The sequence below is a fragment of the Sphingobacterium sp. WOUb80 genome (genome assembly GCF_050058145.1).
Classification (GTDB): Bacteria; Bacteroidota; Bacteroidia; order Sphingobacteriales; family Sphingobacteriaceae; genus Sphingobacterium.
This window is the reverse complement of record NZ_CP165617.1, coordinates 1,198,163-1,222,323: the sequence shown is the minus strand read 5'-3', so window position 1 is coordinate 1,222,323 and position 24,161 is coordinate 1,198,163. Positions and strand designations below refer to the sequence as shown.

Sequence of the window (24,161 nt, the reverse complement as noted above, 5' to 3'; positions counted from 1 at the left end):
AGCTATTTAAATTTGTATCATCTTTAAAAAATGTTTTTTATTTTCAATGTTTCTTTTTCGGCATGACCATATTGCTTCCATAGCAGCTTCGCATTTTTCAATTGCTGTGCATAAGATTCCGTAAGCCGAACAAACTTTTCCTCGCCCGGCATCAGCGTAAAATAATTATCCGAAATCATGAGCGGCAAAATGCGTTCATTTGTTCCCGCATCGACAAGGCGCAAACGATTACCAAATGCGACTGTTGTTCCACGATTAAAAACCCGGAGCACAATACCTTCGGTACCCGCTTCTTTTTTATAGTTAAATTCAAGCTTGGCCTTCGGTAAGCTAGTTAGGCTGGTATAATCCAGCTCTTTTCGACCATTTCGCCAATAGAAATTTTCAGACAGCAAAGTGCCCTTTCTATCCTTCAGAGTAAGTTTGATGAAGTGTAGATCGGACAAGGCTTTAGCTTCTAGTGCGCCATCAAAATTTATCCGAAAGGTTTCCATCGCCACATTTGACTGTACGGTAGCACAGGTTTGCAGACCATATTTTTTGATCTCTTTGCCACTCATATCAAAGACCTGGGCCGAAATCCATACCGAATCAAGGCACTTTAAGCTCGTATTGATGACCTTGACGCTGTTGTTGGATGCATTCCATTGTATATGTACCGGCTCACAGGCCTTTTTTGCTCCCCAATAGGCGCCCGTTGCATCGTAATAGTAATCATACGTCTGCCATACAAATGATGGATAGGCCGATTGGCTCATCCAGATCAGCATACCTGCTGCATCCTCCCATAGCTTGTCATTCCAGGCTTCATACATGCCCTTCATCACTTCTAGGTTAAGGTATTGCGCCTTTTCAGCAAATGCAGCCAAATTCATCGATTCGCCATACTGTTTATTGACCGCATCTTTATACTGTATCGGACTGGCATTAGCAGCTTCCTTACCAAAAAAATGCCTGTTCCACACATTGTCGTCCTCCGACTTGAGCTGTTCGTCCGTAGGCAATGGCCAGAGCTTGTCCTTGGGGATAAACTTCACGATACTCTCATAATTGGGGAAAGTAGCCGTTCCGATTTCCGTACGTAGGCCATAGCCGTAATCGCTGCTATAAGGGTAAGGCGGATCGTTCCAGGCCAGGTTACTTCCCGAAGTTTCAAAATGGTGCCGCGGCGACTGGTTGCCCCACCATCCACTTCCCGAAAGACCATCCTGATTGGAACTGGACTTATACAGCCGGTCATTGTGGTCTTCCGATGCCACAATAGCACGCAGATAATTATCGAGTTCGGGTTTCGGACGCGTTTCATTGGCTCCGCACCAAATCGCTATGCTGGCATGATTTCGCAACCGTTTTACTTTATCGAGCGCATTTGCTTTAAAGTCATCATCATTCGCGACATCGTTATACGCCACATAGAGCCAAAAATCATCCCACACCATCATCCCATAGCGATCGCAATAATCATAGAAAGCATCGTCTGTGATTGAGCCCGTCCACAAGCGGATCATGTTATAGTTCATATCCTTATGCAACTTGACCTTGACACCGTACTCTTCCCCTTGGCAGCGGAGCAAGTATTCGCTCATTCCCCAATTCCCACCTTTGAGATAGATCTTTTTTCCGTTGATATAGAAATTCAGCACTGGCCATCCCACTTTATTGCGCACATAATGGTACTCATATTTACGGATTCCAAACTGGAACTCCTTCTGATCCGAGATCTCATCAGCAATTTTGACGGTAAGTGCACAACGATATAAATTCGGCTTCCCATAACCATTTGGCCACCATAGTCGCGGTTGTTTAATGAGAAATTCCCTTACCTCATTGCGGGTGATATATACCTTTTGGGTGCTGTTTGCAGCGACCTTCACTTTTTTAGAAAATCGGATATCCCCAGGCATAACGATTCCTTCGAGCGTTATTTCTTTGGCCTGATCACTTACATTTTTTAGATCGGTCGAAAAGTCCAGGTAGGCAAACTCATTACTTTCCAGGTCGGACCGCATCCAGGGATCTTCCATACTGACGTCACCTGTAAAACGTAACGATACATTGCCGGTAATCCCAGCCAAGCGTCCCGGCACATAAGGCATCCAGTCCCAGCCAGCTGCAGCCAAGTATGTGGGGCTTGCCGTTACACCAAAAGGTTCTTTTGCTGTGCGTGTTTTTTTCTGATCGGCATCGGTAATCAACACCGCTATTGCATTGTCCTGTCCCCCGCGCACGAGATCCGTAATATCAAATTTGCTGCGCAACATATGGCCACTGACATCTTTGGTAGAGCCAGCTACGCCCGATAGTTTCACTCCGTTGCAGAAGAAATCAGCATAACGGTTGGTATTGTCAAAATGGATCCACACACGCTGTCCCTTTCTATAGTCTGCGGGGAGGCGGAAAGAGGTACGGTACCAGAACGGACGGTTGAATAACCTTTCATCTACGCGGTAGATGTTGTCTGAAAAATTGGGATCCGTTACTAATCCCTGATTCACATACGCTGTGAAGACGCCCCCCGGAACAATACCCTGCACAGGATCTTTGATCCGAAAATTGGGTTGTGCTATTTCCTGCCCCGAATAAGGCAGATCCGACTGGGGCTTTACTTCCCAACGAATCGCTGGATTATCACTGTTGAGCGAAATCTTGCGTACTTGACCATAACCTACAAGTGCCAGCTGCAAGAATAGCAGCATATATAGCAGTCTTTTTTTCATTCGATCCCCCAGTCTTTGTTTGGATTAGGCCCCATATAGAGTTCCAAAGTTGCCCCGGCCACCATATCTTTAAAGTCAATGTAATTTTTAGCATAAGGCTTTCCGTTTAGCGTTGCGCGCTGGATGTAAATATTATCAGCTGAATTATCGTGGGCGACAACGCGAAAGGTCTTGCCTGAGAAATAATTCGGATCCAGCTTAAAGGTCAGTTCCTGGAATAAGGGGCTTGTTATTTCAAACCGTGTTGACCCCGGACAAGAGGGATGTATCCCCGATGCGGCCAGCACGTACCAGGCCGACATTTGTCCGACGTCCTCATTTCCAACGATCCCCTCTACGGCATTACGATACGCTTTATCGCAGATGTAACGGGTCCATTTTTGGGTTAAGTAAGCCGCATCCAGATGATTGAACAAAAACGGAACTAAATGCACGGGCTCATTGGCATGATTATAATAATCGTTCCAGCGCATATTTTCAGGTGTTTTCTCAAAAAAATCCGTTAGATCAGCTAAGGTCTTTTCTTTACCGCCCATCAACTGGATCATGCCGGGAATATCATGTGGCACAAACCAGCCTTGCTGGTATGGATTACTTTCGATCGTACCATACCATTCTTTGGTTCGGGCATTTTCGGGCCAATCTTCCCATGAACCATCATTTTTCCTTGGTCTGAACCAGCCTTTTTCCGGATCGAATATCTTCCGATAAGCTTGACTTTTGGCCAAATAAGCTTGTTCTGTTTCCGTCTTGTTCAATCCTTTTGCCAGTTGTGCTATGCACCAGTCGGTATATGCATATTCCAGCGTATTCGAGATGCTTAAAGCTCCGGGGCTGTAACCTAAAGAATCATTGCCAAATCTTTTGGATGTATTGATTGCATAGGTTAATGCCTTGGATGCATCATAATTACGTATTCCTTTCGCATGGGCATCCGCCAATACGGATAGCGCAGGGTTACCGATCATGCAGCCTGAATACGCATTTAATAATTCCCAGCGTTCAAAATAACCCTTTCCAGATTCATCAGCCAGACTGATCAATGAATTGAGCTCATCATTTACTAAGCTGGGGTTAATCACTGTTTGCAACGGAAATTGCGAACGGAAGACATCCCAACCGCTAAAAATTGTCCGTTTTGTAAAGCTTTCATTATGGTGTATTCTGTTGTCACCACCGGTATAACGTCCGTCCACATCCGTAAAAGTGCGCGGATCAATCATGGTATGGTACAATGCTGTGTAAAAGATCGTTTTCTGATCCTCTGAGCCACCATTGACAGCGATCTTTGACAGCTGTGTATTCCACATTTCTCTCGCTTCCTGACGGACGCGATCGAAATTCTTGCCTGCTATTTCTTTTTTAAAATTATTTTCTGCCCCCTGCATATCAACGAATGAAATTCCGACCTGTAGATTGACCTGCTCGCCCTGTCGGGTTTCAAATTCGGAGAACACGCCAAGGTGTTTGCCTTCCATTTCGTTTTTTACGGGCCACACCTTCGCTTCAGCTATCCGATTTTGGTAGGGTATGGATTGTACATCGTCACGCTTACGCGTCCAGTTGTCGGGGATTTCTGCAGACCAGATACCATATTTCTTTAAGGGTTTATCAAAGCGTGCATAAAAGTAAACGGTATAATCTGCCTTACCTTCGCCATCGCCCCAGCCCCCACCTTCTGGCGTACAACGCATCCATCCTTGGATACTATAGTCGTCGACTTTTCGGACATATTGCTGTATCGCTGTGCCGCCGACGCGACGCGCCAAATCAATCTGGATACGTGATTCCTTGCTTTGCGGAAAGGTAAAACGAAGCATGCCGCTATGTGCTGCAGCGGTAGCTTCCACGCGGATATGATACCGTTCAAGATCAACCGCATAATATCCAGCCTGAGCAACCTCACTGGACTTGTTGTAGGGAGATCGATAACCGGTCAAGGTACCATCCTCCTTTCCGGCGATGGTATGCAACCTACCGGTGGTAGGCATCACCAGAAAATTTCCAAGATCGCCATACCAACCCACTCCACTCATCTGCGTGAAAGCAAAACCTTCCATACTGCGATGCTCGTAACTATACCCTGGGCTGTTATCACCGCCTGTAATCGTGTTAGGGCTCACCTGCACCATGCCGTAGGGTGTCGTCGCCCCCGGAAAAGTCTTTCCTAGACCATGATACGTGCCTGCGGCACCCACGCTTGTACTGGCCCCAATAAATGGATTAACATAGTCTGCTGGACTGTGAACAGGATGATATCGGCGACTAGCACACGATGTCGAAGACAGAATCAGCGCGATAACAAAACAAGATAGCAGTCCATATATTTTATTCATATTGATTTATCGTTTTTTAGGTTCTATTTATTAATCTGAAAGGTTCTGATTCCGAATTTTGGAAGCTGCACCACAAAAGCCTTCCTCCTGTCATCTACGCTACTCAGGGGAATATTCCCCTTTTGCTCACCATTTAGCAGAACTTCCTGCAGCGAAGCCGCAGGAGAGTTTATGGCGACAGATGATGCGGCCTGTTTATTGCCCGTATTAAAGAGGCGTAAGCTAAGCCGTCCCTGATCCAACAGCAAGGCCGAGATTTCCAGGTTATTATCCGAGATTGTGATCAGCTGACGATCGCTAAGTTCCAAATGGGGATGATAGAAAGCCAGCAAGGGTTCGTTCCAGGCATTGCTTCGGTCTGCTATACGCGCTGTATTCCAGTTTTTTTCATGTGGTATCAATGCATAGCGCATGTGTAATGGTCCAGTGATCTTATAATCCATCCCCCACAATCCCAAGCCCGAGTATTGTGCCGTCAGACTCAATGGATACGCTTTACCATGGACGTATGACCCCGTATGGTCGGTCAGGACGGCGAGTCCATATTGGCTATTTTCATCATAGAGATCTACCCAGTTCAACACAACGTTGTTCTTAATCTGATCCCACTGGCCAAAAAAGGTATCCTCTAAGCTACTTTCGGTGACGTCAAAAGGTGCATTTTTGGCTATTTTCCCCTGTTTCAACGTTGAAGGAAACATGACTTTCAACTTATAGCGATCGTCCGTAAAAGCACGTCTGTTATCAGTCCATTTCTTTTGTTGCTTATATTCACCGATTCCCACATTGCCTTTCCAATCGATGGTCAGGTCCATATCGATGCGTTGCTGCCCTGCCACTAGAGACAGCAACTGAACAAAAGGATGCCCATTGATATTCCCTTTTACCTCCACCGTTGTTTTCAGCCCATCATCCTGTACGATAGTAAACGCTACAGGGCTTTCCTTGGAAGAATAAAATTTCTCCTGCTCATAAAAATGTCCTGCGATTTCTCCCATCCGATATCCCCCATCTTGTGCAGCGAATTCCTTATGATTTGCATATTTGGCAATCAGACTCTTGATTGTTCCACCCTGCTTTTTGTCCAGCAAAATCTTGTATAATTCATTTTCGAGAATACAATTGCCTTCGGTATCAAAGCGGACGATTTTTCGCCGCTCACGCGATTTAGATTGTCCCGGCTTAATGGGTCGAGCGGGCTTAAGCTGATACGTAGCATAGCCAAAGCCCTTCACCTCTGCTTCAAATTCCACGACCTTACCGCGATCCGTTTGGTAGCAATGAGCGGGCAGTACCTGCTGTTTTCCAGTCCACACAGTGGCACCAACCATATGCTTTGGCAAGATAACCTGTACCCATTCCTTTCGGTGCCGGGCTAGCGTATTATAAACCCGGATATAGCCCAATTCCGCATTAATACTCCGCGTGGAAGAGGCATAAGAAGCATTTGCCTGCTGGATCAATTGATCCGCAATGTTCAAGGTATTGTTGGTCCACTTCTCGATCGCCTGCGCCCAAGTCTGGTCCTGATGCAACTTATTGTAAGGCACAATCCAGGAGTCGTGGTGCTGGGCCATCATCAACGTTCGCCAAGCTTCGTCAAGGCGTTTACCATCTGGTACAAAACCATGATCCATAAAAGCCATGGCACCGATTTTTTCAGCTTGCAGTATCTTGTTTTCCGCTTGGCGCACCTGTTGTGCAATGCGTTGCAGCACTTGGCTACCCCACATTAAGTTAACCAAAATGTCCTCCTGCCCCATTTTCCAGCTGGACACAGCTCGTCCAGCCGGGACCGACCGAAAATATTCCGTCCAGGTGCTGTAACGCACCTCATTTTTCACCTGTTCGCCCGTTCCCATCCACGGACCATTTTTCCATCCGGCATCCTGATAGCACATACCGACAGGATTCATAATTCCAGCTTCATAACAACTCTTCCAATAGTCTTCTGTATTGGCCCAGGCAGTAGTTTGCCAGGTGGAGTTTTTTTCAAAAGCCTCGTTTGCATAACGGGGTACCGTAAGTATTGCCGTTCCATCGGGCCCTTCCCAATTCAGAAATTGACCACCATGTGCCCTGATGTAGCCTCCCCAGCAGGTATTTGGAGATTTAAGTACTGCATACTGAAATCCGAATTGCCGGAGGATCTGGGGTAGACTGGTTGTAAAACAAGGCTCTTCCACCGCATAAGTTGTAAAGTTGATTTCTGGAAAATGCGAATGATATTTAGCCAGGCCATAAGCAAATTGACGGATGATACTTTCACCAGAGATATTATACAGATAAGGTTGCGCATAGGTTGGATTTGTGAAATCCAGACGTGGATCCTTCGCCCATTCCTTCATACGTGCATAGCCAGCAGGATCCTTAACTTTGACCGTATCCCAAGTCTCCGGTTCGATCTCAAGTCCAATTCGCCAGCTCGGCTGTGCTTCTAGTTGATCAAGCATAAATGTCGTTACCCAGAGCGGATAGTGCCCGTAGACTCCACCATGGTAACCATCGACAAAATAAGCCTGCTTCTGTCCCTGCAGATCAGCGACCGATATCAGCGCAAGAACCAAAATGGCTGCTATTTTTTTAAACCCTGCCATCCCATTATTTTTTCAGCTGTACCAGACGCACAGACCGTTTTACAGGTTGATTTACTTCATTCATCCGCTGCTGCAGATCGTCAATCTGGCTCTGCCAGGCCGCACGCACTTCAGGATACATCGCTTTGGCATAAAGGTCCCGTTTCGCACGCAACCAACCATCTGTTGCGACATGTTGGTCCATAACCTCGATTGCCTTGCGATTGTCTGCATTCAACAATCCTTTTGGAAGAAAAAAATTATACTGCACCCAGGCTAGATCACGGAAACGGCGTTCAATTTCCCAACGTTCTTCATTGAGAAACATTACTTTCAATGCCTGCTGATATTGTGGTGTACGCGTCTGAGTTGCCAGATTAATTCCTTTGTCCAAATCCGCAGCAGACCATACGCCGATTTCCTGATCATCGATCCATAAGCTATAGTCACCTTTAAGACCTTTTACCTGCAAGATTTCCTGATTCATTTCTTCCATAAAAGGGACGATATTAACTGCATCGTGCTGGCTATATTTAGCTCCCCAGCCTCTTGCGACTGTATCCATGGGATAAGGCAGTGCCGCCGCGAGATAATCAAAACTGAGGTTATTTCCAGCCTTTTTGACATTTTCAACCCCACAGTTCTTTGCTTCTATCACACGTTGTTTTGTCGCGTCAATCCCCACTGTGGCTACCCCTTGACCGGCAAGTCCCTGAGCTTTCAAAAATAAGTAAGCCATGACCATATGCCCATTATTATCCGGGTGTACACGGTCGCTTCCCGATATGGTGAAGGACGGATCCTTTTGTTGAAAATTCGCATTGATTGCGCTGATCGGCTGATTGAAATCATAGAATTCCCAGCCATTGCTTTTGGCAGATTCACGCTGAAAATCAACAATACGTTTCATAGCCTTATTTTTATTTTTAAAGGGCTTACTATCTTTTATGACCACATTTTCATCATAAGGCGTGCTTCCAAGCAATACCAGACGAGTATTGACCAATCCTTTGTATCTTTTTTCCATTTCCTTGTACCCATCATACGACTCTTTTACCTTAGTATCGGCAAACGCCTCAGGCTGATCACCGTTGTATTCAAAATAGCCCGAATCATTCATACCGAAAGTTGTAACCAATACCGTGGGCTGCTTGCTGAATACATCACCATCCAATCTTCTGAGCATATCCACCACCCGGTCACCACCGATTCCGGCGTTGAATACCTTCAATTTCATTTCGGGAAAACGTGTGAGGTAATACAGCCAGATATAGGCGTGGTAATGCCCACCATCTGTAATACTATTTCCCAAAAAGACCACACGGTCGCCATCCTTAAAAGGTGAAATTTGTTGTGCAAGAGTCCGGAGAGCTGTTCCCAAAGAGACGAGAACGATGAATCCTGCCAAAAAGATTTTTCTAGAATAATTTCCCATAAGATTAAAATTGTACAAGGTAGACGATAGGTAAAACATAAAAATAGATTTATCAAATTGGTATTGGTTCTATCGGCATTCCCTTGAAAACAAATGTATAACGCAAGAGCCCTACTTGCAGCTGCAAGTAGGGCTCTTAGTAAACGATTATATTATAGAAAACAAAATAACCAACTAACAAACAATACGTTACAAAAAACAAAAAAAGCTATTTTGGTAAATGATTTAGAATTGATTTGTAGATACTGCACCCAATTTTCGTACTTTTTCTTCGAAATGCTCGCTGTCGGTGCTGGCCTTGCTCTTTACTTTACTTTTATAATTATAGATGGTCTGCATTGAATAACGCAGGAAGATAGCAATCTGATTGACATCAGAGATCCCCAATCTTATCAAGGCAAAAATGCGGAGCTCGGTATTGAGTTTATCCTTTTTCAGCTGGTACTGTTCGTCAGGTCTAAGCAGGCTATTAAATTCATCGACAAAATTGGGATATACCTCCAAAAAAGTCCGGTCAAAATCAGTATAAAGATCCTGCGCATATTTTTCCAATGATTCATTGGATGATGTCAGCTGTTGTAGATCATCCAGCTGACGGCTTTTGACTTTACGGTATACATTTTTCCTGAAATCATCCAATTTGTCTAGGTACACCGCACACTGATTGAGGTAATAGCCGATATAACGTTCACGCACGAGATTGGCCTCGTCCAGTTTATGGTTGACGAGCGTCAGTTGCTCATTGGTCATATTGAGTTTCTTTCGAGCACGGGATACGATCCTCATCTGTTTAAATAAGAAATAGAGTGTGAGGATTAAAATAACCGCAAATATGCTAATTACGATGGCGTATAAACGTAGATTTTTCCGTTGTTGATCGATCTTGGCCAGATAAGTTGCTTCGATAATAGGCTGTGTACGTGCAATCACGGTATTCCGGAAGCGTGAGTTGTAATAGTTGGCATCATCTAGGGCGGCCTGAATATAGTTAAAAGCTCTGTTCACGTCACCTTTTTTATTCAAGTAAATCGCCAATGTCAATAAGGACTCATTTTCCTTAATGGCGAGGCGTACATCTGTTATTGCAGCCATGATCAGATATTCTTCTACCAGCTGCATTTCGGCCAGTTCTTTAGCAATCATAGCAAGACCCATTGCAGACATCCCATAGCCATGCGTATTGCTCTTTTCTTTTCTAAATAACCGCAGCTGAATGTCACGGGACTCGTTGAACAAACCATCTGCTTTGAGCTTAAATGACTTCTCCTTGAGGTACATATCCGAAGTTGGGTCAAGCAGTCCCATAAGGCTATTTCTAGATTTTGCGATTTCAACTTCGTATGCGCTATTATAGACATTGTGGTCGGTATATTTGATCAAGTTTTCATAATAACGGATATAGCTCCAATGGTAAAGGACCTTAAGGTGTTTTGGCAGTCCATCATAATCAATCTGCTTCAGTACGTCCCATGCCTGCGTAAATAATCCAGAGATAGCGAGAACAAAAGCCAATTTAGTCTGGCTTTCGGTCATGAGCATCTGATCATTCAATTGTTTGGCTATTGCGATATTGCGACCAATATAGGCGAGCGAAGAGTCACAGTTTAAGGTCTGGTATTCAAAGATTAACTGGGTTTGGATCTCATAGCGATCTTTGGCTGCAGAATGGCTTTTCAACAGATCTTTGATTGAATCAATCTGGTGAATCTTGGTCTCTAAATAGTCTGTCCGACTACCTATTGTTCTGTCCAGAACTTGCAATAAGGAATCTATTTTGCTTGCTTGTAATGGTGTACAGTAAGCTATCACAGAAATGCATAAAAGAATAAGTTGTCTTGCTTTCACTAGGTTATTATAATTGATCAACGTAACTCAAATATAAACAAAAATTCATTGGTGGAAACCAAAGATTATATCGTCAACTTTATTCATTTTCTTCGCCAAGCTCATAAGCTTTGAACATACTCTTGCTAGGCAAAAGTATGGCACTCGCTTTCCTTATTTGTATTATCCTATTAGTCGTCTATCTAATTATCTCTTATCGCAACTAATAATTTTTGAGTTCTACCAAGATACCTAGCTTCCAAATCATTACCTTATTTACCGATCAGTTTCAGTTGTTCCTGGAATTCTTTAAATGCAATTTTTCCAGATGCAAATTGAACCTCTAAAATAAATTTCTGCTCATTGGGCGACGATTTACGTCTATAAATCTTTTCCAGCAATTCGTCTTCATCAGTTAAAGCTTCAGTCACATCTGCTGCATTTAAAAATGCCCGGTAGTATCGAATCCCGAATTTTCTAACTGACTTCGCGTCGAAATGGATTTGGTCTTCGTTGGCAGTCAAACCTTTTGCGGTAACGAAATGACAATTACTGTGTGATGCTGCATATTCCTGTAAGGCGTTATTAACTAAATAATAATCATGGAAATATGCCCCGAACTGCCCATGTGGCAAAAAATCGCCTATCCCACCAATAATAAGGGGAACATCAGGAACTTCTAACTGATTACGTAGCTCATTTACAATAACATCAAATTTATCGACATATTTTGCGGCCAGTTCTGCAGATGAATCGTTTTCTCCCTGATGCCATAGAATTCCCGATAACTTACTGCTGCGCTGAGCAAGTTTTGCCTGAAAAATAGCATGGTCAAAAAGTTCGCCGCCGGCATGCCAGTCGTTCAGGCTGGTACCGCCATCGGCACAAGGGACAAGGCCGATTTCCTCGCCAATGTTGTCTGCATGCCACGAGGCAGCAAAAGACGATGCAAGCCCAACACCGGCCATAGGCCTGTCGTTGTGTATGGGTTCAGCCATTATCTGCCAACGACCAATATGTCGAAGCCTTACAAAAGTTAGGCGCACCCATAGATACGCCTAAATTACCTCCCTTCATTGTTTTCGTTTGCCCAACTTCGCCAATAATCTACTCGTGGCAAAACTGATCAGAGTGCCCAGCGCGGCTGTCAAAGCAGTCTGCAATACGTCGCCCAACGAGATACTTGCCCAGATGGAGCAGAGCGTACCACCCAGGGCTGAGATACGCATATCATTCCACCGCATCGGCTTCACTCCTTTCTCCAGGCAACATTTGCCCCTCGCCATCGTCGGCCAGAGGCCTTGTAGATTCGGGAGACTTGTCGCTTGATGTATGCTCGGTTCCATCATCAGCAGACTTTTCAGGCGGAGGCTTTTCCTCTTCCAAAACTGTTTCCAATATCCCCAGTCCTACGGCGATATACTTCAATATATTACCCGCTTTACCAGGCCATTTGACAGGCGCCGCAAGAACCACTTGCAACACCTGTCCTATTTTGTTTAAGATTTTTTTCATAATTATTCCTTTACTCCATCACTCCTTCTTTATTCGAGCAATATAGGAGGACAAAGAATTGAAAGCCTGGCATTACGACCACCAATCTCTCCTAATGCCAGCCTCGATAAATATGCAGGTAAAGGAATAGAAAATATGGCTTTCTGACTGTCAAGCTTTGACGGGATCTGGCGTACATATGAATCACTATCTGAGCGCAGCGAGTTTGATTCATATAGCCAGAGAGCTAAAAAGATGACACCAAAGAATGCAATGATCTATTCCATACCTGTATTTATCGAATATTCAAATACACTTCATCCCCCATATCCCACAGGCTATACACCAGCGCTTTAAGTTTTGCTAAAGCATTGCCACTATAATCCCCTCGGCCTTCACCGGTTAAGGTGGTGACTGGCGCAATGCAACCTTGCAGTTCTTTCAATGCGTCGTTTGCAGCATGGATCAGGATCGCTTCGCGCCCGAGCACGATGGGGATACCAATCTGTTCGCCATGCTTGGGGTATCGCCGCTTTTCAAGTTTATACTGTCCGATAGGGATACAACTGATCCGTGGAATATTATTTCTGTCGGGAAGCTCAATCGTATGGCAGATTTCTTCACCTTGATAGGTAATTGTCCCGTTGGTTCCTTGTGCTCCATATTTTCGTTGGAGCAGCAGGATATGTTTTGTTTTCATTTCGTTGAATAACCCAGATATTTTGATCGTGAATATTTGTTGCCTTTTCTATCTGACAGCAATAGATAAAGATGAAAGCCATCCTCGCAGAATCCTTCAGGTATCGAAACAATGACCCTTTCCTCTCGGCGTTGCCAGATTTGCTCATTGACAAAAGCGTAACCCTTTTTAACCTGATAGGCACAAAGGATCAACCGATCGTCGCCATTCACTAATCCGGAGTGTGTCATTGTATGAGTTACCTCAATGCGGTCGCTGTAACGATGTACTTGCGGGGACAGGACACCCCACAACGAACCTTCACTGAGAACTGCCAGTGCAGGATCCACGACAGGTCCACCCTCCTCATGCCTGATGGCCATCTTTAGTAAATATCCAAGGGCCAATCCACCTGCAAGGCTATTTTTTCTTTTGGCCATCTCGGAAAACCCTTTTTTGACCAATCCATTTAAAGGCCTCAAAAAAGCCACTCCCGCTTTAAAGGCTGTACGCACCCGCTGCTGCCCGGGGCTGATTGTCTTTTTTACCATAATAAGCTGCTAAAAAGGAGCTGAGCCCGATCGGCTCAGCCCATAATTGATTAGATAAGCTGTATCTCGCCTAGATACACACTTTTAGAAACCCGGGTCTTGGACCGATTGGATAAAAACAGCCAGGTGTGCACTGAACCGGTACCCAGATGGTCGGGTACAAGGAAGGTAGCTATGCCTATCGATCGTGTACTCGGCGCCGGCGTTGAAATAAACTCATCTTTTTCGGGATGATAAGCCAGCACATAAACCAAGTCATCCCCAAAGGTTTCGAACGTTTCACTTGCACCTGTCGACCAGGTAAAGATAAGTTCACCCGAGTCATAGGAGACTGCGACCGTACCGCCACCGTACAGGCCGCCATCTGAAATACTGATCTTCGCATAGTCAAGCGCGAAATCCGGATAGACACCCGTAATCGCCATTTTTTGATTGAATTGAAATGCGGCATTCATCGGGGTCACTTTCTCCGTGTTTTTACCGCCGAAACCGATTTTCAGAAAGACATTGATCGGCAGCAGAAAACGCATCAGCGTCCTGAACTTTTCCTGCTGCATGAGCTGTGCCTCTGAGGCGGGCTTCGATCTCTTTTTATAAAGTCCTTTGATGTAGTTGATGCTCTTCCAACTACTTCCGATTACTGAGCCGGCTTTACCCTTAAAGCCTCCATTTGCTCCGTTTACAATAGTTCCCATGTGTTAAAATCAACCCTTTTTTATACCGGTATTTTTGATTGACATAACAAACATAAAACACTTTAAATCAACAACAAATACACAAGACACATTAGACCGAATGATGACCGCCAAGCATCGAAAAACTGACCGATTACAGACCTGATTGATTTCACTTGAAGTTTTTTTTGACAGCAAAATTGCCTACCTTTGATTAACAGTAATCGCATTGTACTTCAGCAATTAACTGGGAATTTTATAGCAAGGGATCAGCTGCATCGATAAAAAATACTTGGTTAAACTTCATTGATTATGGATCATAACATCAGCCTTGAAAATAATATTTTTAAGCATATTCCGCTAGAACAACACACAGCGATTCAAAAATACTTTACATACAAAACCTATAAAAAAGCCGCTTTTATTATTAAACCCAATGAACTCGTAAGGGATTTATATTGGATACAATCCGGACTGGTCAAACTCTCCTACGAAGATGAAAATTCCAGGGAGCATATCTTATCATTTGCCTTCGAAGATTGGTGGGAGACTGATTTCTCGGCATTTTATCATCAAACCCGGTCAAAGCTTTATTTACAATGTTTAGAGCCGACGGTTTTGTATGCTTTGTCTTATCCGGATTACCAACATATCGCGCAGCAGTATAATCTGTCGAACTACTTTTTAGAAAAATCAATCAATGGGCATATTGCTAATCAGCATAGAATACTGTCCTTGTTGACAGACAGTCCAAAATCCCGTTATGAACTTTTTTTAAGCTCTTATCCTTCTTTGGTACAGCGCATCTCCAAAACGATTCTTGCGCAGTATCTGGGAGTTTCAAGAGAAACGCTCAGTCGGATTTACAAATAGTGATTTCAGTCACAGGTTAATTTATTGGGATCTATCGAACTTTGTAGGCATTAAAAACAATGACTATGCAAAAGAGAACAATCAATCCCTGGAAGTGGCAAGAGCAAAGAAATTATGTACAGGCGGTAGAGGTAAAAGATGTAAGTGGAACCTTATATGTTTCAGGACAGACCGCTATTGACGAAAATGGCATCACCAGTGACGCTGATATGCGTACGCAACTAACACTTGCCATCGCCAATGTAGAGCGTGTCATTGTAGAAGCAGGATATGAAATCAGCAATATCGTACGCTTGAACATCTACACGACATCTTCTGCCGAATTATTTAAAAATTTTGATCTATTTCAGGCATGGGCACAAAAGAACCAGCTTCAGCAAGCCTCTACTGTGATGGAAGTAAAACACCTTTTCGAAACACTTCAGGTTGAACTAGAGGTCACTGCGGTTAAATAGAATCATTCACAAAATGAACGCTAATTTATTTCGGAAATCCCTGGAGGACGACCCTGTGATTCATACAGTTGTATAATTCTGTATTAATTTCCGATTATTTCCCACCTTTTATCGTATTTTCATCGGGTTCCCATCGGATTCTGATCGGATTATCCCGATGCCAATTCGATGCCAATTCGATGAAAATTGCTGCAAAGGCAGAAGTTGGTCAGGAAAAGACCCGAAGAAGATTAAAAAAGATTGGGATTTCAGTAAAAAACGCCTCCCTATCAGAGAGACGTCCGAAGAAAGTAATGTACAGGTAAAAATCGATTGATCGAGCGGTCTAAAGGCCGCGGTAGCTCTTGCGCAAGCGCTCTACATCTACATCGCGGTAATAGCGTTTGTTGCGCTCGCGCTTCGCAATGCAGATGTAACCATCCCGCTGCAGCCGATAAAGTGTTTCGGTAGAGATTCCGACATGCGATTTGACATATTCGGCATCACGCAGCAGCACATTTTCCGCTTCTAACTGCTCCCGCAGCTCGAGATAAGTTGCCAGTTGGCGCTTTACCGCCAATAGTTCCATCAAGATCAATTTTTGGACATGGGAATGCCCGGGACTTACGGAAAAGCCCCTGAGGTACTGATTTTTACGCATAATATATAATTGAGGTTTATAAAAGACGAGTTATTCAACGGATTTTCTCATGCCGGCAATATTTTTTCTTCGCGATCGACTGATGGGAAGGCCAGCTTTTTCACCTTCAGTGAGCCATAACTTGGCACCATCAATATCCCTGACAAACTGGAAATTGACAATATAACCGCGATGGATACGCACGAAATAAGAAAGGGGCATATTTTCTTCGATCTCCTCCATGGTAATTCTACAGGTCAGCCGCTCATTGCGTGTCACTATTTCCACATAATTATCGATGCTATGGATGAAAATGATATCCCGATACTTCAACACTCTTTTACTACGGGAATCTTTGACTTCGTAGACGTAATATTCGCGCTGTACCGCCGGAGCAATCATAACAGGTGTCCCCAATCGCTTAAGGCATTTATTTAAAGCCAGGAATACCGCATCAAAACTGACATTCTTTAGCAGATAATCGCAGGCATCCAATTTGTAGCTGTCTAACGCAAATTGGGGATAAGCGGTGACAAAGACCAACGCTGGACGCATCTGTTCCGGCAATATTTTGTAAAGCTCCAATCCTGAGATTTCAGGCATCTGTATATCCAGAAAGAGAATATCTACTTTATGATGCATCAGGTAGTTGAGTCCCTCCTTTCCATTCTCGAAAACTTTGACATTTTCAAAATCACCTATTTTGTAAATATCTTTTAATTTGGAGATCTGTTCGACAACCTTGTTGGCGTCCGATCTATCATCGTCGACCACAACAATACTATATTTAGGCATAATTAATTCATGAATTTTAGCTCCACCACAAAATACGTCTGCTCCTCAATACGATATGCAACATGAACATTGTCATCCTGTAATGGTTCAAAAAGACGATTGACCAGTTCAAGTCCCTTGCCAGTTCCTTTCTCATTATCGCTCGCAATACGATTACGCACTCGAAAAACAGTTGCATCATCCTCATGTACCCACTCGATGACAATAGGGATCGCTTTTCCAAAGGGGCTATAGGAGACCGCATTTTCAATCCAGGTCATTAGCGAAAGCGTAGGCACAGACCTGTTCCAGATGCAACCGGGTACAAGCTCCTCCCCTTTAATCTCTATTTTACGATGCACGCACATAACCACCAATTGGTTGAGATAAGCCCATTCCTCAGCCAACGCTACTCGGGTATCACGCATGGCAATCTTATTGATGATATATTGAAAGAAATCCAACACTTTAAGATCGAAAACAATTCTTTTCTCTATTGAAAATTGATAAAGTTTAAACAAAAAATGTCCAGACAGCAGCGCATTATCGGCAATATCTTTTACCTTGAGCTGCAGCTCAGAAATCTTCATTTTTTTATTTCTCTTCTGCCAAAAAAACGTATCGAGTGATAGGATTAGCAACACGAACGCAAGCCCACGAACTATTTTAATAAATAGCTTTTGCCCATCGCCATCCTTCCAGGGAAAATAGAACACAACATGATGTGCTGTAAGAAAATGATAATAATACCATTTGACCACGGGATATACCAACACGAGTAGCAAGAAATTCGGTAGCCATACATACCAGAGTCGAAATTTCTTCAGCCTGATGAAATGGAAAAAAATAAAACTTACTGTAAAGTAGAATATATACGGAATTATATACAACAAAAAGATCAGTAGCGGATGGTGCAACCACAAATTTTTGTACACGATGGCCAACAATACGGCAAACGCCGTGATTCCAAGTAAAAACCTATAATGCAATTGGTTTAAAAAATTCAGGTTGAATGAAAAAGCTTTCATATATAAATTGGTCAGGTTATTAACCCAAATTAGATAATATTATCCTTTTTAACAATAATTTCATAGAAAAGCTTCCGAGATAAGTCGAATAGATAACCTTTATCAGCAAAAGAAAAAGGAACCATCCAACCACCCTTATTCTTTGTACCCGAACCGTTCCGTTCGTCAAATCCCTTGTAATGGTGCATCAGCCCCCAGTTTTCCCATGCAGTCCAATCCTGCTGCATCATTGCCTGAAAGTATTCCTGGAGTTTGGTAAAGGCTTTTAGGAGCGCCATCGGATTATTTTTGTCCGCCGGGGCTAGTACAGTGAGCGGATCTTCCACTTGCCAGGTTGCTCTGGTCTGATGCAGTTTTGAACTTAGGTGCATGGCGTGTACAGGTAGTCCAAATCGATGTGCAAGCTTGAGCAGATTACTACGCCAATAAAAGTAGCTTGCACCGAACGATATCCGCAGTCGTCCCTGCTCCTCTTTACTTTCATTGCTGCCAACTGTTTCATTGGCATCCAAGAATACCAGGATAAGCCGTTTACCGGAAATAGCCTGAAGAATCTTGCGTATAACCATTGAGTTGCCAGCTTCCAGGCATTCGAGCCTATCTGCTGGCAAACCCATGGCGGCAAGGTCACGGGCATACTTTTTACGTTCTCTGTCCAATACCATATTCGAGACCACCATGGTGAGTTGGTATCCTGCTGCAAGCAGATAACGTGGCAGAAGACGATATGGTCCATAATGAAATGTAAATACGATGCTGGCGGGCAACGAAGCAAGCTCTCCATTAAGCGGTCCATGCTGAATATTTTCAGGAGAAAAATCTCGATCCAACTGATCAAACCTTTGGCGTTGCTCCTTCCATTGCTGATAGCCATTCTCCAATTCGACCGCGGACTTATCCGGATAAAATCCTTGTACATTGGCCATCCACAGTAGGCGTTGTAGCTCTTCTTTTTTTTGATTAGTCATATGGTTTTAGGTTAATATGACCTCAGTTGGTTTTAAATCATCTGAGGTCATTGGTAAACGATTAAGATCTATAAAGATCCCGGCCAACACTTATCATCTTCCAAATCCCCCAAAATGGGGTCGTCACCAAACAGTTCAAAAGCTGTATAGCCTTCAAAAAGATCACTCGTTACACTTGTTTGCAATTCATTTTCCATGTTTAAATCATTTTTTTGACTCGAAAGATGCAGGTCGAATCTATCCTGCTCTATCGTACGATATATTCATTCAATACTCAGCTGATGAACAAATGTGCAACAAGCGAGGAAAAAAAAACAAGTCGGGGGAAACAGAGCTAAAAAACAGCACTGAACTGAAAATTAGTTGACAACAAGCGATTAAAATACCATTCACCCCTGCTATATGCCGTTCACCCATCAAATAGGTTATTTGTCCCTCAATTAAACTTTAACTAATCAAATGGATAAATTGGCTTTCCCTTTTTTATGATAAAAAATCCAACATAAACTAAACAATGAAGAAAAGTAAAGAATACCTGCTCGATCCCTTTTTTAGGGACCTCAACCCACAATGGCAAACAGCTATCCCTGAGTTATCAGCCGTATTTGAGGAAGAGCATTTTATGAAAGGCGAACGGCTGATCAACGATTGGGGCGAGCTTTATCTCATCGTTGACGGCATCTTTGGGAAATATGAGAAGACCAGTCCTGTACGTTATGCGATTGCTGGTGAGTCATTGATGATCCCGAATCATAAACACCGCTATCAGTTTACCGCGCTGAGCGATTGCCGCACCTACCGTACCTCGCTCCGACAACTGGAGGAAATTAATGCGCACAATTCGAAAGTCTTTCACCTGTATGCCAATCTCACAGACAAACAACAAACTTATCTGGACTATAGACACAAGTTGTTATCGTTAAACAATCAGGATAAATTCGACTTTGTATTTGACAAATACCCCGATCTCCGAAGCTATGTGAAGCATCATGAACTGGCCCGGTTTATGGGGATCAGCAGCGAGCTGCTCCGCCGCCTTTTGCGGGATCATGATGTTTAATATTCCAATTTTTTGGGCATCCTATCACAATCTTTCGTTGACAGAAGCACAAAACTTAGCCTTCAAAATCCCAACAAGGACAAAAGATTGTACTTGAACTTTGTTATAGCAGCTCGGATAAAGCAGATCAATGTCAATCCACTTAATCGAAGAAAGTAATATGTACAGGGAGAAATGCTATCCGAATTGCCCAATAAAAAACGACGTTATGAAACAGCACAAAAGAAAATTTGCCCTATTCCCGCGATGCCGGTGAATGTAAATCCAATCAGGAAATCCGGCAGTGATATGCTGTTGGCTCCGCAGAACACAAAAGAGATTCAACACCCACATAAACAAGCTTATGGAAAAGCGTTTCAATACCACAGTATATCAACAGGATCATCCTGCAAGCTCCCTAAAACGCGGTAGTTCAATCCGCTCGGGTGCACGCTGGATCTATCGTCGCTTACCTGATCTGATCATTTATGGCTATGCTTTTTTATACATGTACACCGGATGGGCCAAGTTTATGAACCTATCTACGTTTATCAGAGGCAATAGTAAGATCCCCCATCTAGGTCAGTATGCGAAATTGATCGGCTATGGCATCCCCTCGCTGGAGATTGTGCTGGCTATCCTGCTCGTTATCCCTGTATACCGAATCAAGCGCTTTGCACTGTGGACATCTACCCTATTGATGGCTGTATTTACCGCCTATCTCAGCCTGATGGTCCAGTTTGTGGAGAAAAAGCTTTGTCATTGTGGTGGTGTGATCGAATCGATGGGCTGGAAAACGCATATCGTCTTTAATCTTATTTGGCTGATTGCGGGAATCTTTGCCCTCGTAAGAACAAATTATAAAAACTTTAAAATCCAATAAAATGGAGAAATTCAAAAACTTTGCAAAAGTGTTACTTGGAGTAGCACTTTTAGGCACCGGGGCTGGTGCAGCGACATATGCACAAGCTCAAAAACAAACTGTAAAAACCAACTTAACTACGCGTTATTGGATCAATACGGGATCACAGTATCAGGAAACAAATAGCATTCCTGATCCGCAAAATCATTGCTCCGATCCATCTGATTATCAATGCGTACTTCAATCAGACGATCCATCCGTAGATTCAACTTTTCCATTAGATGATGCAGAAAATCAAAATGTTTCTCCGCATCCAGATTCAGAATTAGGGCAATATACTCCCTAAGATTAACGAGGGCGTCACTAAAGACGCCCTTTTTTATTGAACCAATGCTTCTTTTATCATTGCAATTAGCTTCTCGCCGCTATTTCCTCTAGGATCGGGTGGATTGCTTGATATATTCTTTCCATCCTTCCCTATCACCAACAATTGGGGGAATGCCTTATAATTATAATGTTTCAACAAGGGGTGCTGAAATCCTTCTGGAGCCGTACTAATCTCAATTTGTTCTTTGAGTGTATAGTCTCCGCTCTTGAGACCCGCCTGCCATCTGCGCTGTAAATCATCTACATTAACGCTTAAAAACACGACATTTTTATTGCCTTTAAATGCATCGACCACAGGTCTTAGACCTGCCGGCATAAAGCGACAACCAAAACAACCATAAAACCAAAAGTCCAAAATCAATACCTTACCTTTAAAGTCTTTCAATTTCAGTACCTGCCCCTTCTCATTTTTCAGATGAAAATCATAAGCGGGGTTTCCTGTTTTTGTTTTACCGATCCATTCTTCCAGCATCTTCTGGCTTCGGTTGAACCCCATCTCATCGAGCACTTTTTGTGCATTATCGACAATGCCCGTCCTATTTGTATACTCAAACAGAGAAATCAGCGAAATTTGGTCCCTCAACTCTTCGCTATACTTACTTTTAATCAATTCATACAAATCATTATACGGAATATCTTTGCGATGACTATTTCTAAGCCTGAGCTCCGCCAACGCTAAATTATAAAGTGTCTGGGGCAAATAATATGATGACGAAGACTGACTATTTACAGGATATTTAGGCAAGGAGGAAAGCTTATTATTCCAAAAAATCTGTGCATGGATTTTTTGTTCCGGGTTTGACAAAAACGTAAAATCTTTATAAAACTGATGGAATGTCAATCCATAACAATCTGCCACAATTCGATCTCTCACTATACTATCCAACGAAGGATAACTCTGGATTATATCCAATTTAGCCTGCAATGAATTTTTCAAAAAAGGAATGATACAGCGATATATTCCCTGAAAATCATGCATATTATGCAACTCTGTTAAACGCGATTGAAAAGCGGGAGTGATAGCACCTGATTCATAGATTTTTTGTTGGCAGTTCATTTTCTCACTACCCTTTCCAGAGAACCGCAATGAATTGTCTTTATTTATTTTCAGCGTTATATTGTCGCCGGGCTGAAACAGGAAAACAGCTTCCTGCCCTACATAATATAACAACTTGTCCCTTGAATCACCAACTCCTTTTGCCAGTGAAACATAAAACAAATCTGACTCCGATGGGATTGCAAGTCTGAATTGACCATCGACGGCTTTAACCTGATAAACTTCTGAATAGCTCGGCCAAGCCATTTTTGCATTATTCTGCATTACAGCCACTTCAAATAAAGCTGTATTTGCGATTGTTGAATCCGTAAAAGTACCTTGGATGATTACACTATCGCGTATCGATGCATGGCAAACAATGATGCTGCCTAGCAAAGCTATAAGGAAACTATATATTTTTGATTTCATTGTTATCTTGGGTTTTGGGTAATACGACTTAAAGCTATTTCATCATCCGGAATCTGGAAAACATACCTTGGCGATCCCGGAAGCAATTGATAGTTCTTACCTCCTAGCTTTCTGATTAAAGTAATTTTTTCGCCCTCATCATTATAGCGCTTTATATCTTCCCACCGCGTTCCTGATCGCCAAAAGAGCTCTTTCCGCCGTTCTTTTTTAATTTCTTGGAGCGCGACCTTTGCGTCACCAAATTGAACTGGGACAAAGCTTTCTCCTTTGAACCGATTCTTCAGCAAATGATTGAGATAATACTGAGAAAGAGTCAAATCGGATCTTCTAGCGGCGCATTCAGATTTTATAAGATAGATCTCATCCGTAGCAAGTCCAGTAAATGAAAGAGTCAGCGTTTCGGCATACCCACGCTTTGGCTTAATAAATAATCCGCTCTTGATGAAGAACAGCTGTTTTCTAAGATCTCCCACCATGTAGGAGTTGTATAAAACCGTATCTACCTGAATATTGACTGTTGGATTGTAAAGTACATAATTGTACTGCCCATTAACCTGATTGGCATATAATAAGACCTCTTCATTGGTTTTCTTGAATGGTGTTACAGCATTCGGATCGATCGTATTGTAATCTATCAGCTTATCATGCAGCGCTAAACAGCTATCAGCGTAGCGTTCTGCGGATTCATAATCAGACATCGATAAGTAAACTTTGGCCAACAATGCGTAAGCAGCTGGTCGGCTTGGCCGATTGCGATAAAGTGATTGCACTTCCTTTGGCAAAAGAGGGATAGCCTTTTTAACATCGCTTATCACCTGCTGATATCCATCCCAGACAGACGAACGCTGTTTTACCTCGTCAACATTTGCGGTTAATTTTAAGGGAATCCCCATTGCTGTCTGGGCATTGCTTTGATTTTTATAGGTCGGCGCAAAGTTTTTCAGAAGATCATAGAATGCAAAAGCACGAACAAAGTATGCCCAACCTTCGGTAAATTCAGCACGCCCGATATCTGTGTAAGTACCCTGTTCTGAAAGCGACTGCAAAACACTATTTGCATAGAATACTGATCGATACACAATATTCCAATCGGCGACTTCGCTGTCTCCCTCATAAATGTCAGCAGCCCAGATATAAGCATTCCTTTGCGTGGGCGTCGCCGCCGCCCAAAGCGCGCTATCACCTATCATGTAATCATCACAACTCAAAAGAGGCAATCCCGCTGCTGTGTTAATAACGGAATTATCCAACATCTTCTCAAAATCATCTAAGCTCTTAGGCACGACGATGGAACTATTCGATTTAGGTTCCAAAAACTCTTTTCCACAACCCATCAACAGTAATGTAGCAACGAGTACAATATGACAGCAGTAATATTTTTTTATGTTCATAATACAAGATTTAA

General features: G+C 43.1%; 23 protein-coding genes. 5 read left to right on the top strand and 18 right to left on the bottom strand.

Annotation, left to right across the window (positions count from 1 at the left end; genetic code table 11):
* Positions 1-23: 23 nt before the first annotated feature.
* The 11 genes from AB1Z56_RS04810 to AB1Z56_RS04760 form a co-directional block, all read right to left on the bottom strand.
* The gene (locus AB1Z56_RS04810; RefSeq protein ID WP_426791276.1) at positions 24-2,717 is read right to left on the bottom strand and encodes a glycoside hydrolase family 2 protein; all 2,694 of its coding nucleotides are present in this window, start codon (positions 2,715-2,717) and stop codon (positions 24-26) included.
* Complete coding sequence (locus AB1Z56_RS04805) at positions 2,714-5,053, bottom strand: GH92 family glycosyl hydrolase (RefSeq protein WP_426791275.1); 2,340 nt, start codon at positions 5,051-5,053, stop codon at positions 2,714-2,716. The genes AB1Z56_RS04810 and AB1Z56_RS04805 overlap by 4 nt, the downstream gene beginning before the upstream one ends.
* Before the next feature lie 23 nt (positions 5,054-5,076).
* Positions 5,077-7,650, bottom strand: a complete 2,574-nt coding sequence (locus AB1Z56_RS04800) for a glycoside hydrolase family 38 C-terminal domain-containing protein (protein ID WP_426791274.1) — start codon at positions 7,648-7,650, stop codon at positions 5,077-5,079.
* Positions 7,651-7,654: 4 nt separating this feature from the next.
* A complete protein-coding gene (locus tag AB1Z56_RS04795; protein ID WP_426791273.1) occupies positions 7,655-9,064 on the bottom strand; it encodes an SGNH/GDSL hydrolase family protein in 1,410 nt (469 codons plus the stop codon).
* A 225-nt stretch (positions 9,065-9,289) separates the two neighbouring features.
* On the bottom strand, positions 9,290-10,909 hold the full coding sequence (locus AB1Z56_RS04790; protein WP_426791272.1) for a DUF6377 domain-containing protein: 1,620 nt from the start codon (positions 10,907-10,909) through the stop codon (positions 9,290-9,292).
* Between the two features lie 251 nt (positions 10,910-11,160).
* Positions 11,161-11,934: a sialate O-acetylesterase gene (locus AB1Z56_RS04785; protein WP_426791271.1), complete on the bottom strand. Its 774-nt coding sequence runs from the start codon at positions 11,932-11,934 to the stop codon at positions 11,161-11,163.
* A 27-nt stretch (positions 11,935-11,961) separates the two neighbouring features.
* The gene (locus tag AB1Z56_RS04780; protein WP_309360861.1) at positions 11,962-12,132 is read right to left on the bottom strand and encodes a hypothetical protein; all 171 of its coding nucleotides are present in this window, start codon (positions 12,130-12,132) and stop codon (positions 11,962-11,964) included.
* A complete protein-coding gene (locus AB1Z56_RS04775) occupies positions 12,119-12,403 on the bottom strand; it encodes a hypothetical protein (protein WP_426791270.1) in 285 nt (94 codons plus the stop codon). The genes AB1Z56_RS04780 and AB1Z56_RS04775 overlap by 14 nt, the downstream gene beginning before the upstream one ends.
* Positions 12,404-12,677: 274 nt before the next feature.
* Complete coding sequence (locus AB1Z56_RS04770; RefSeq protein ID WP_426791269.1) at positions 12,678-13,082, bottom strand: DUF5675 family protein; 405 nt, start codon at positions 13,080-13,082, stop codon at positions 12,678-12,680.
* Positions 13,079-13,612 (bottom strand): DUF6266 family protein, encoded by a 534-nt coding sequence (locus AB1Z56_RS04765; protein WP_426791268.1) that lies wholly within the window; start codon positions 13,610-13,612, stop codon positions 13,079-13,081. The genes AB1Z56_RS04770 and AB1Z56_RS04765 overlap by 4 nt, the downstream gene beginning before the upstream one ends.
* A gap of 50 nt (positions 13,613-13,662) precedes the next feature.
* Positions 13,663-14,307, bottom strand: coding sequence for a DUF6266 family protein (locus AB1Z56_RS04760; protein WP_426791267.1), 645 nt, complete (start codon positions 14,305-14,307; stop codon positions 13,663-13,665).
* Between the two features lie 291 nt (positions 14,308-14,598).
* Between AB1Z56_RS04760 and AB1Z56_RS04755 the strand changes: the two genes are divergently transcribed.
* A complete protein-coding gene (locus tag AB1Z56_RS04755) occupies positions 14,599-15,159 on the top strand; it encodes a Crp/Fnr family transcriptional regulator (protein WP_426791266.1) in 561 nt (186 codons plus the stop codon).
* Positions 15,160-15,224: 65 nt separating this feature from the next.
* Positions 15,225-15,614: a RidA family protein gene (locus tag AB1Z56_RS04750; RefSeq protein WP_426791265.1), complete on the top strand. Its 390-nt coding sequence runs from the start codon at positions 15,225-15,227 to the stop codon at positions 15,612-15,614.
* A gap of 325 nt (positions 15,615-15,939) precedes the next feature.
* Here AB1Z56_RS04750 and AB1Z56_RS04745 read toward each other — a convergent pair whose 3' ends face one another.
* The 5 genes from AB1Z56_RS04745 to AB1Z56_RS04725 form a co-directional block, all read right to left on the bottom strand.
* Positions 15,940-16,254, bottom strand: coding sequence for a MerR family transcriptional regulator (locus AB1Z56_RS04745; RefSeq protein WP_426791264.1), 315 nt, complete (start codon positions 16,252-16,254; stop codon positions 15,940-15,942).
* A gap of 30 nt (positions 16,255-16,284) precedes the next feature.
* Positions 16,285-17,028, bottom strand: coding sequence for a LytR/AlgR family response regulator transcription factor (locus tag AB1Z56_RS04740; protein ID WP_426791263.1), 744 nt, complete (start codon positions 17,026-17,028; stop codon positions 16,285-16,287).
* Between the two features lie 2 nt (positions 17,029-17,030).
* Positions 17,031-17,597 (bottom strand): hypothetical protein, encoded by a 567-nt coding sequence (locus tag AB1Z56_RS04735; protein WP_426791262.1) that lies wholly within the window; start codon positions 17,595-17,597, stop codon positions 17,031-17,033.
* Positions 17,598-18,064: 467 nt separating this feature from the next.
* Positions 18,065-19,003, bottom strand: a complete 939-nt coding sequence (locus AB1Z56_RS04730) for a hypothetical protein (protein WP_426791261.1) — start codon at positions 19,001-19,003, stop codon at positions 18,065-18,067.
* A gap of 68 nt (positions 19,004-19,071) precedes the next feature.
* Complete coding sequence (locus AB1Z56_RS04725; RefSeq protein WP_426791260.1) at positions 19,072-19,200, bottom strand: hypothetical protein; 129 nt, start codon at positions 19,198-19,200, stop codon at positions 19,072-19,074.
* A gap of 317 nt (positions 19,201-19,517) precedes the next feature.
* On the opposite strand from AB1Z56_RS04725, the gene AB1Z56_RS04720 reads away from it, so the two are divergent.
* The 3 genes from AB1Z56_RS04720 to AB1Z56_RS04710 all read left to right on the top strand — a co-directional run bounded on the left by AB1Z56_RS04720 (position 19,518) and on the right by AB1Z56_RS04710 (position 21,250).
* Positions 19,518-20,063: a hypothetical protein gene (locus tag AB1Z56_RS04720; RefSeq protein WP_426791259.1), complete on the top strand. Its 546-nt coding sequence runs from the start codon at positions 19,518-19,520 to the stop codon at positions 20,061-20,063.
* 343 nt (positions 20,064-20,406) lie between these two features.
* Entirely contained in the window at positions 20,407-20,925 is a 519-nt protein-coding gene (locus AB1Z56_RS04715; protein ID WP_426791258.1) for a MauE/DoxX family redox-associated membrane protein, read from the top strand.
* A 1-nt stretch (position 20,926) separates the two neighbouring features.
* Complete coding sequence (locus AB1Z56_RS04710; protein ID WP_426791257.1) at positions 20,927-21,250, top strand: hypothetical protein; 324 nt, start codon at positions 20,927-20,929, stop codon at positions 21,248-21,250.
* A gap of 33 nt (positions 21,251-21,283) precedes the next feature.
* Here the strand turns inward: AB1Z56_RS04710 and AB1Z56_RS04705 are convergent, their stop codons facing one another.
* On the bottom strand, positions 21,284-22,756 hold the full coding sequence (locus AB1Z56_RS04705; RefSeq protein WP_426791256.1) for a TlpA family protein disulfide reductase: 1,473 nt from the start codon (positions 22,754-22,756) through the stop codon (positions 21,284-21,286).
* A gap of 2 nt (positions 22,757-22,758) precedes the next feature.
* The gene (locus AB1Z56_RS04700; protein ID WP_426791255.1) at positions 22,759-24,147 is read right to left on the bottom strand and encodes a RagB/SusD family nutrient uptake outer membrane protein; all 1,389 of its coding nucleotides are present in this window, start codon (positions 24,145-24,147) and stop codon (positions 22,759-22,761) included.
* Positions 24,148-24,161 lie beyond the last annotated feature (14 nt).

What these genes read in the sequence shown, in the direction of transcription:
- AB1Z56_RS04710 (WP_426791257.1), top strand. Translation starts at nt 20,927, where the DNA reads ATGGAGAAATTCAAAAACTTTGCAAAAGTGTTACTTGGAGTAGCACTT.
- AB1Z56_RS04700 (WP_426791255.1), bottom strand. Translation starts at nt 24,147, where the DNA reads ATGAACATAAAAAAATATTACTGCTGTCATATTGTACTCGTTGCTACA.
- AB1Z56_RS04755 (WP_426791266.1), top strand. Translation starts at nt 14,599, where the DNA reads ATGGATCATAACATCAGCCTTGAAAATAATATTTTTAAGCATATTCCG.
- AB1Z56_RS04705 (WP_426791256.1), bottom strand. Translation starts at nt 22,756, where the DNA reads ATGAAATCAAAAATATATAGTTTCCTTATAGCTTTGCTAGGCAGCATC.
- AB1Z56_RS04810 (WP_426791276.1), bottom strand. Translation starts at nt 2,717, where the DNA reads ATGAAAAAAAGACTGCTATATATGCTGCTATTCTTGCAGCTGGCACTT.
- AB1Z56_RS04745 (WP_426791264.1), bottom strand. Translation starts at nt 16,254, where the DNA reads ATGCGTAAAAATCAGTACCTCAGGGGCTTTTCCGTAAGTCCCGGGCAT.
- AB1Z56_RS04725 (WP_426791260.1), bottom strand. Translation starts at nt 19,200, where the DNA reads ATGGAAAATGAATTGCAAACAAGTGTAACGAGTGATCTTTTTGAAGGC.
- AB1Z56_RS04720 (WP_426791259.1), top strand. Translation starts at nt 19,518, where the DNA reads ATGAAGAAAAGTAAAGAATACCTGCTCGATCCCTTTTTTAGGGACCTC.
- AB1Z56_RS04805 (WP_426791275.1), bottom strand. Translation starts at nt 5,053, where the DNA reads ATGAATAAAATATATGGACTGCTATCTTGTTTTGTTATCGCGCTGATT.
- AB1Z56_RS04800 (WP_426791274.1), bottom strand. Translation starts at nt 7,650, where the DNA reads ATGGCAGGGTTTAAAAAAATAGCAGCCATTTTGGTTCTTGCGCTGATA.
- AB1Z56_RS04740 (WP_426791263.1), bottom strand. Translation starts at nt 17,028, where the DNA reads ATGCCTAAATATAGTATTGTTGTGGTCGACGATGATAGATCGGACGCC.
- AB1Z56_RS04770 (WP_426791269.1), bottom strand. Translation starts at nt 13,082, where the DNA reads ATGAAAACAAAACATATCCTGCTGCTCCAACGAAAATATGGAGCACAA.
- AB1Z56_RS04735 (WP_426791262.1), bottom strand. Translation starts at nt 17,597, where the DNA reads ATGAAGATTTCTGAGCTGCAGCTCAAGGTAAAAGATATTGCCGATAAT.
- AB1Z56_RS04750 (WP_426791265.1), top strand. Translation starts at nt 15,225, where the DNA reads ATGCAAAAGAGAACAATCAATCCCTGGAAGTGGCAAGAGCAAAGAAAT.
- AB1Z56_RS04730 (WP_426791261.1), bottom strand. Translation starts at nt 19,003, where the DNA reads ATGACTAATCAAAAAAAAGAAGAGCTACAACGCCTACTGTGGATGGCC.
- AB1Z56_RS04775 (WP_426791270.1), bottom strand. Translation starts at nt 12,403, where the DNA reads ATGAAAAAAATCTTAAACAAAATAGGACAGGTGTTGCAAGTGGTTCTT.
- AB1Z56_RS04715 (WP_426791258.1), top strand. Translation starts at nt 20,407, where the DNA reads ATGGAAAAGCGTTTCAATACCACAGTATATCAACAGGATCATCCTGCA.
- AB1Z56_RS04780 (WP_309360861.1), bottom strand. Translation starts at nt 12,132, where the DNA reads ATGCGGTGGAATGATATGCGTATCTCAGCCCTGGGTGGTACGCTCTGC.
- AB1Z56_RS04765 (WP_426791268.1), bottom strand. Translation starts at nt 13,612, where the DNA reads ATGGTAAAAAAGACAATCAGCCCCGGGCAGCAGCGGGTGCGTACAGCC.
- AB1Z56_RS04795 (WP_426791273.1), bottom strand. Translation starts at nt 9,064, where the DNA reads ATGGGAAATTATTCTAGAAAAATCTTTTTGGCAGGATTCATCGTTCTC.
- AB1Z56_RS04760 (WP_426791267.1), bottom strand. Translation starts at nt 14,307, where the DNA reads ATGGGAACTATTGTAAACGGAGCAAATGGAGGCTTTAAGGGTAAAGCC.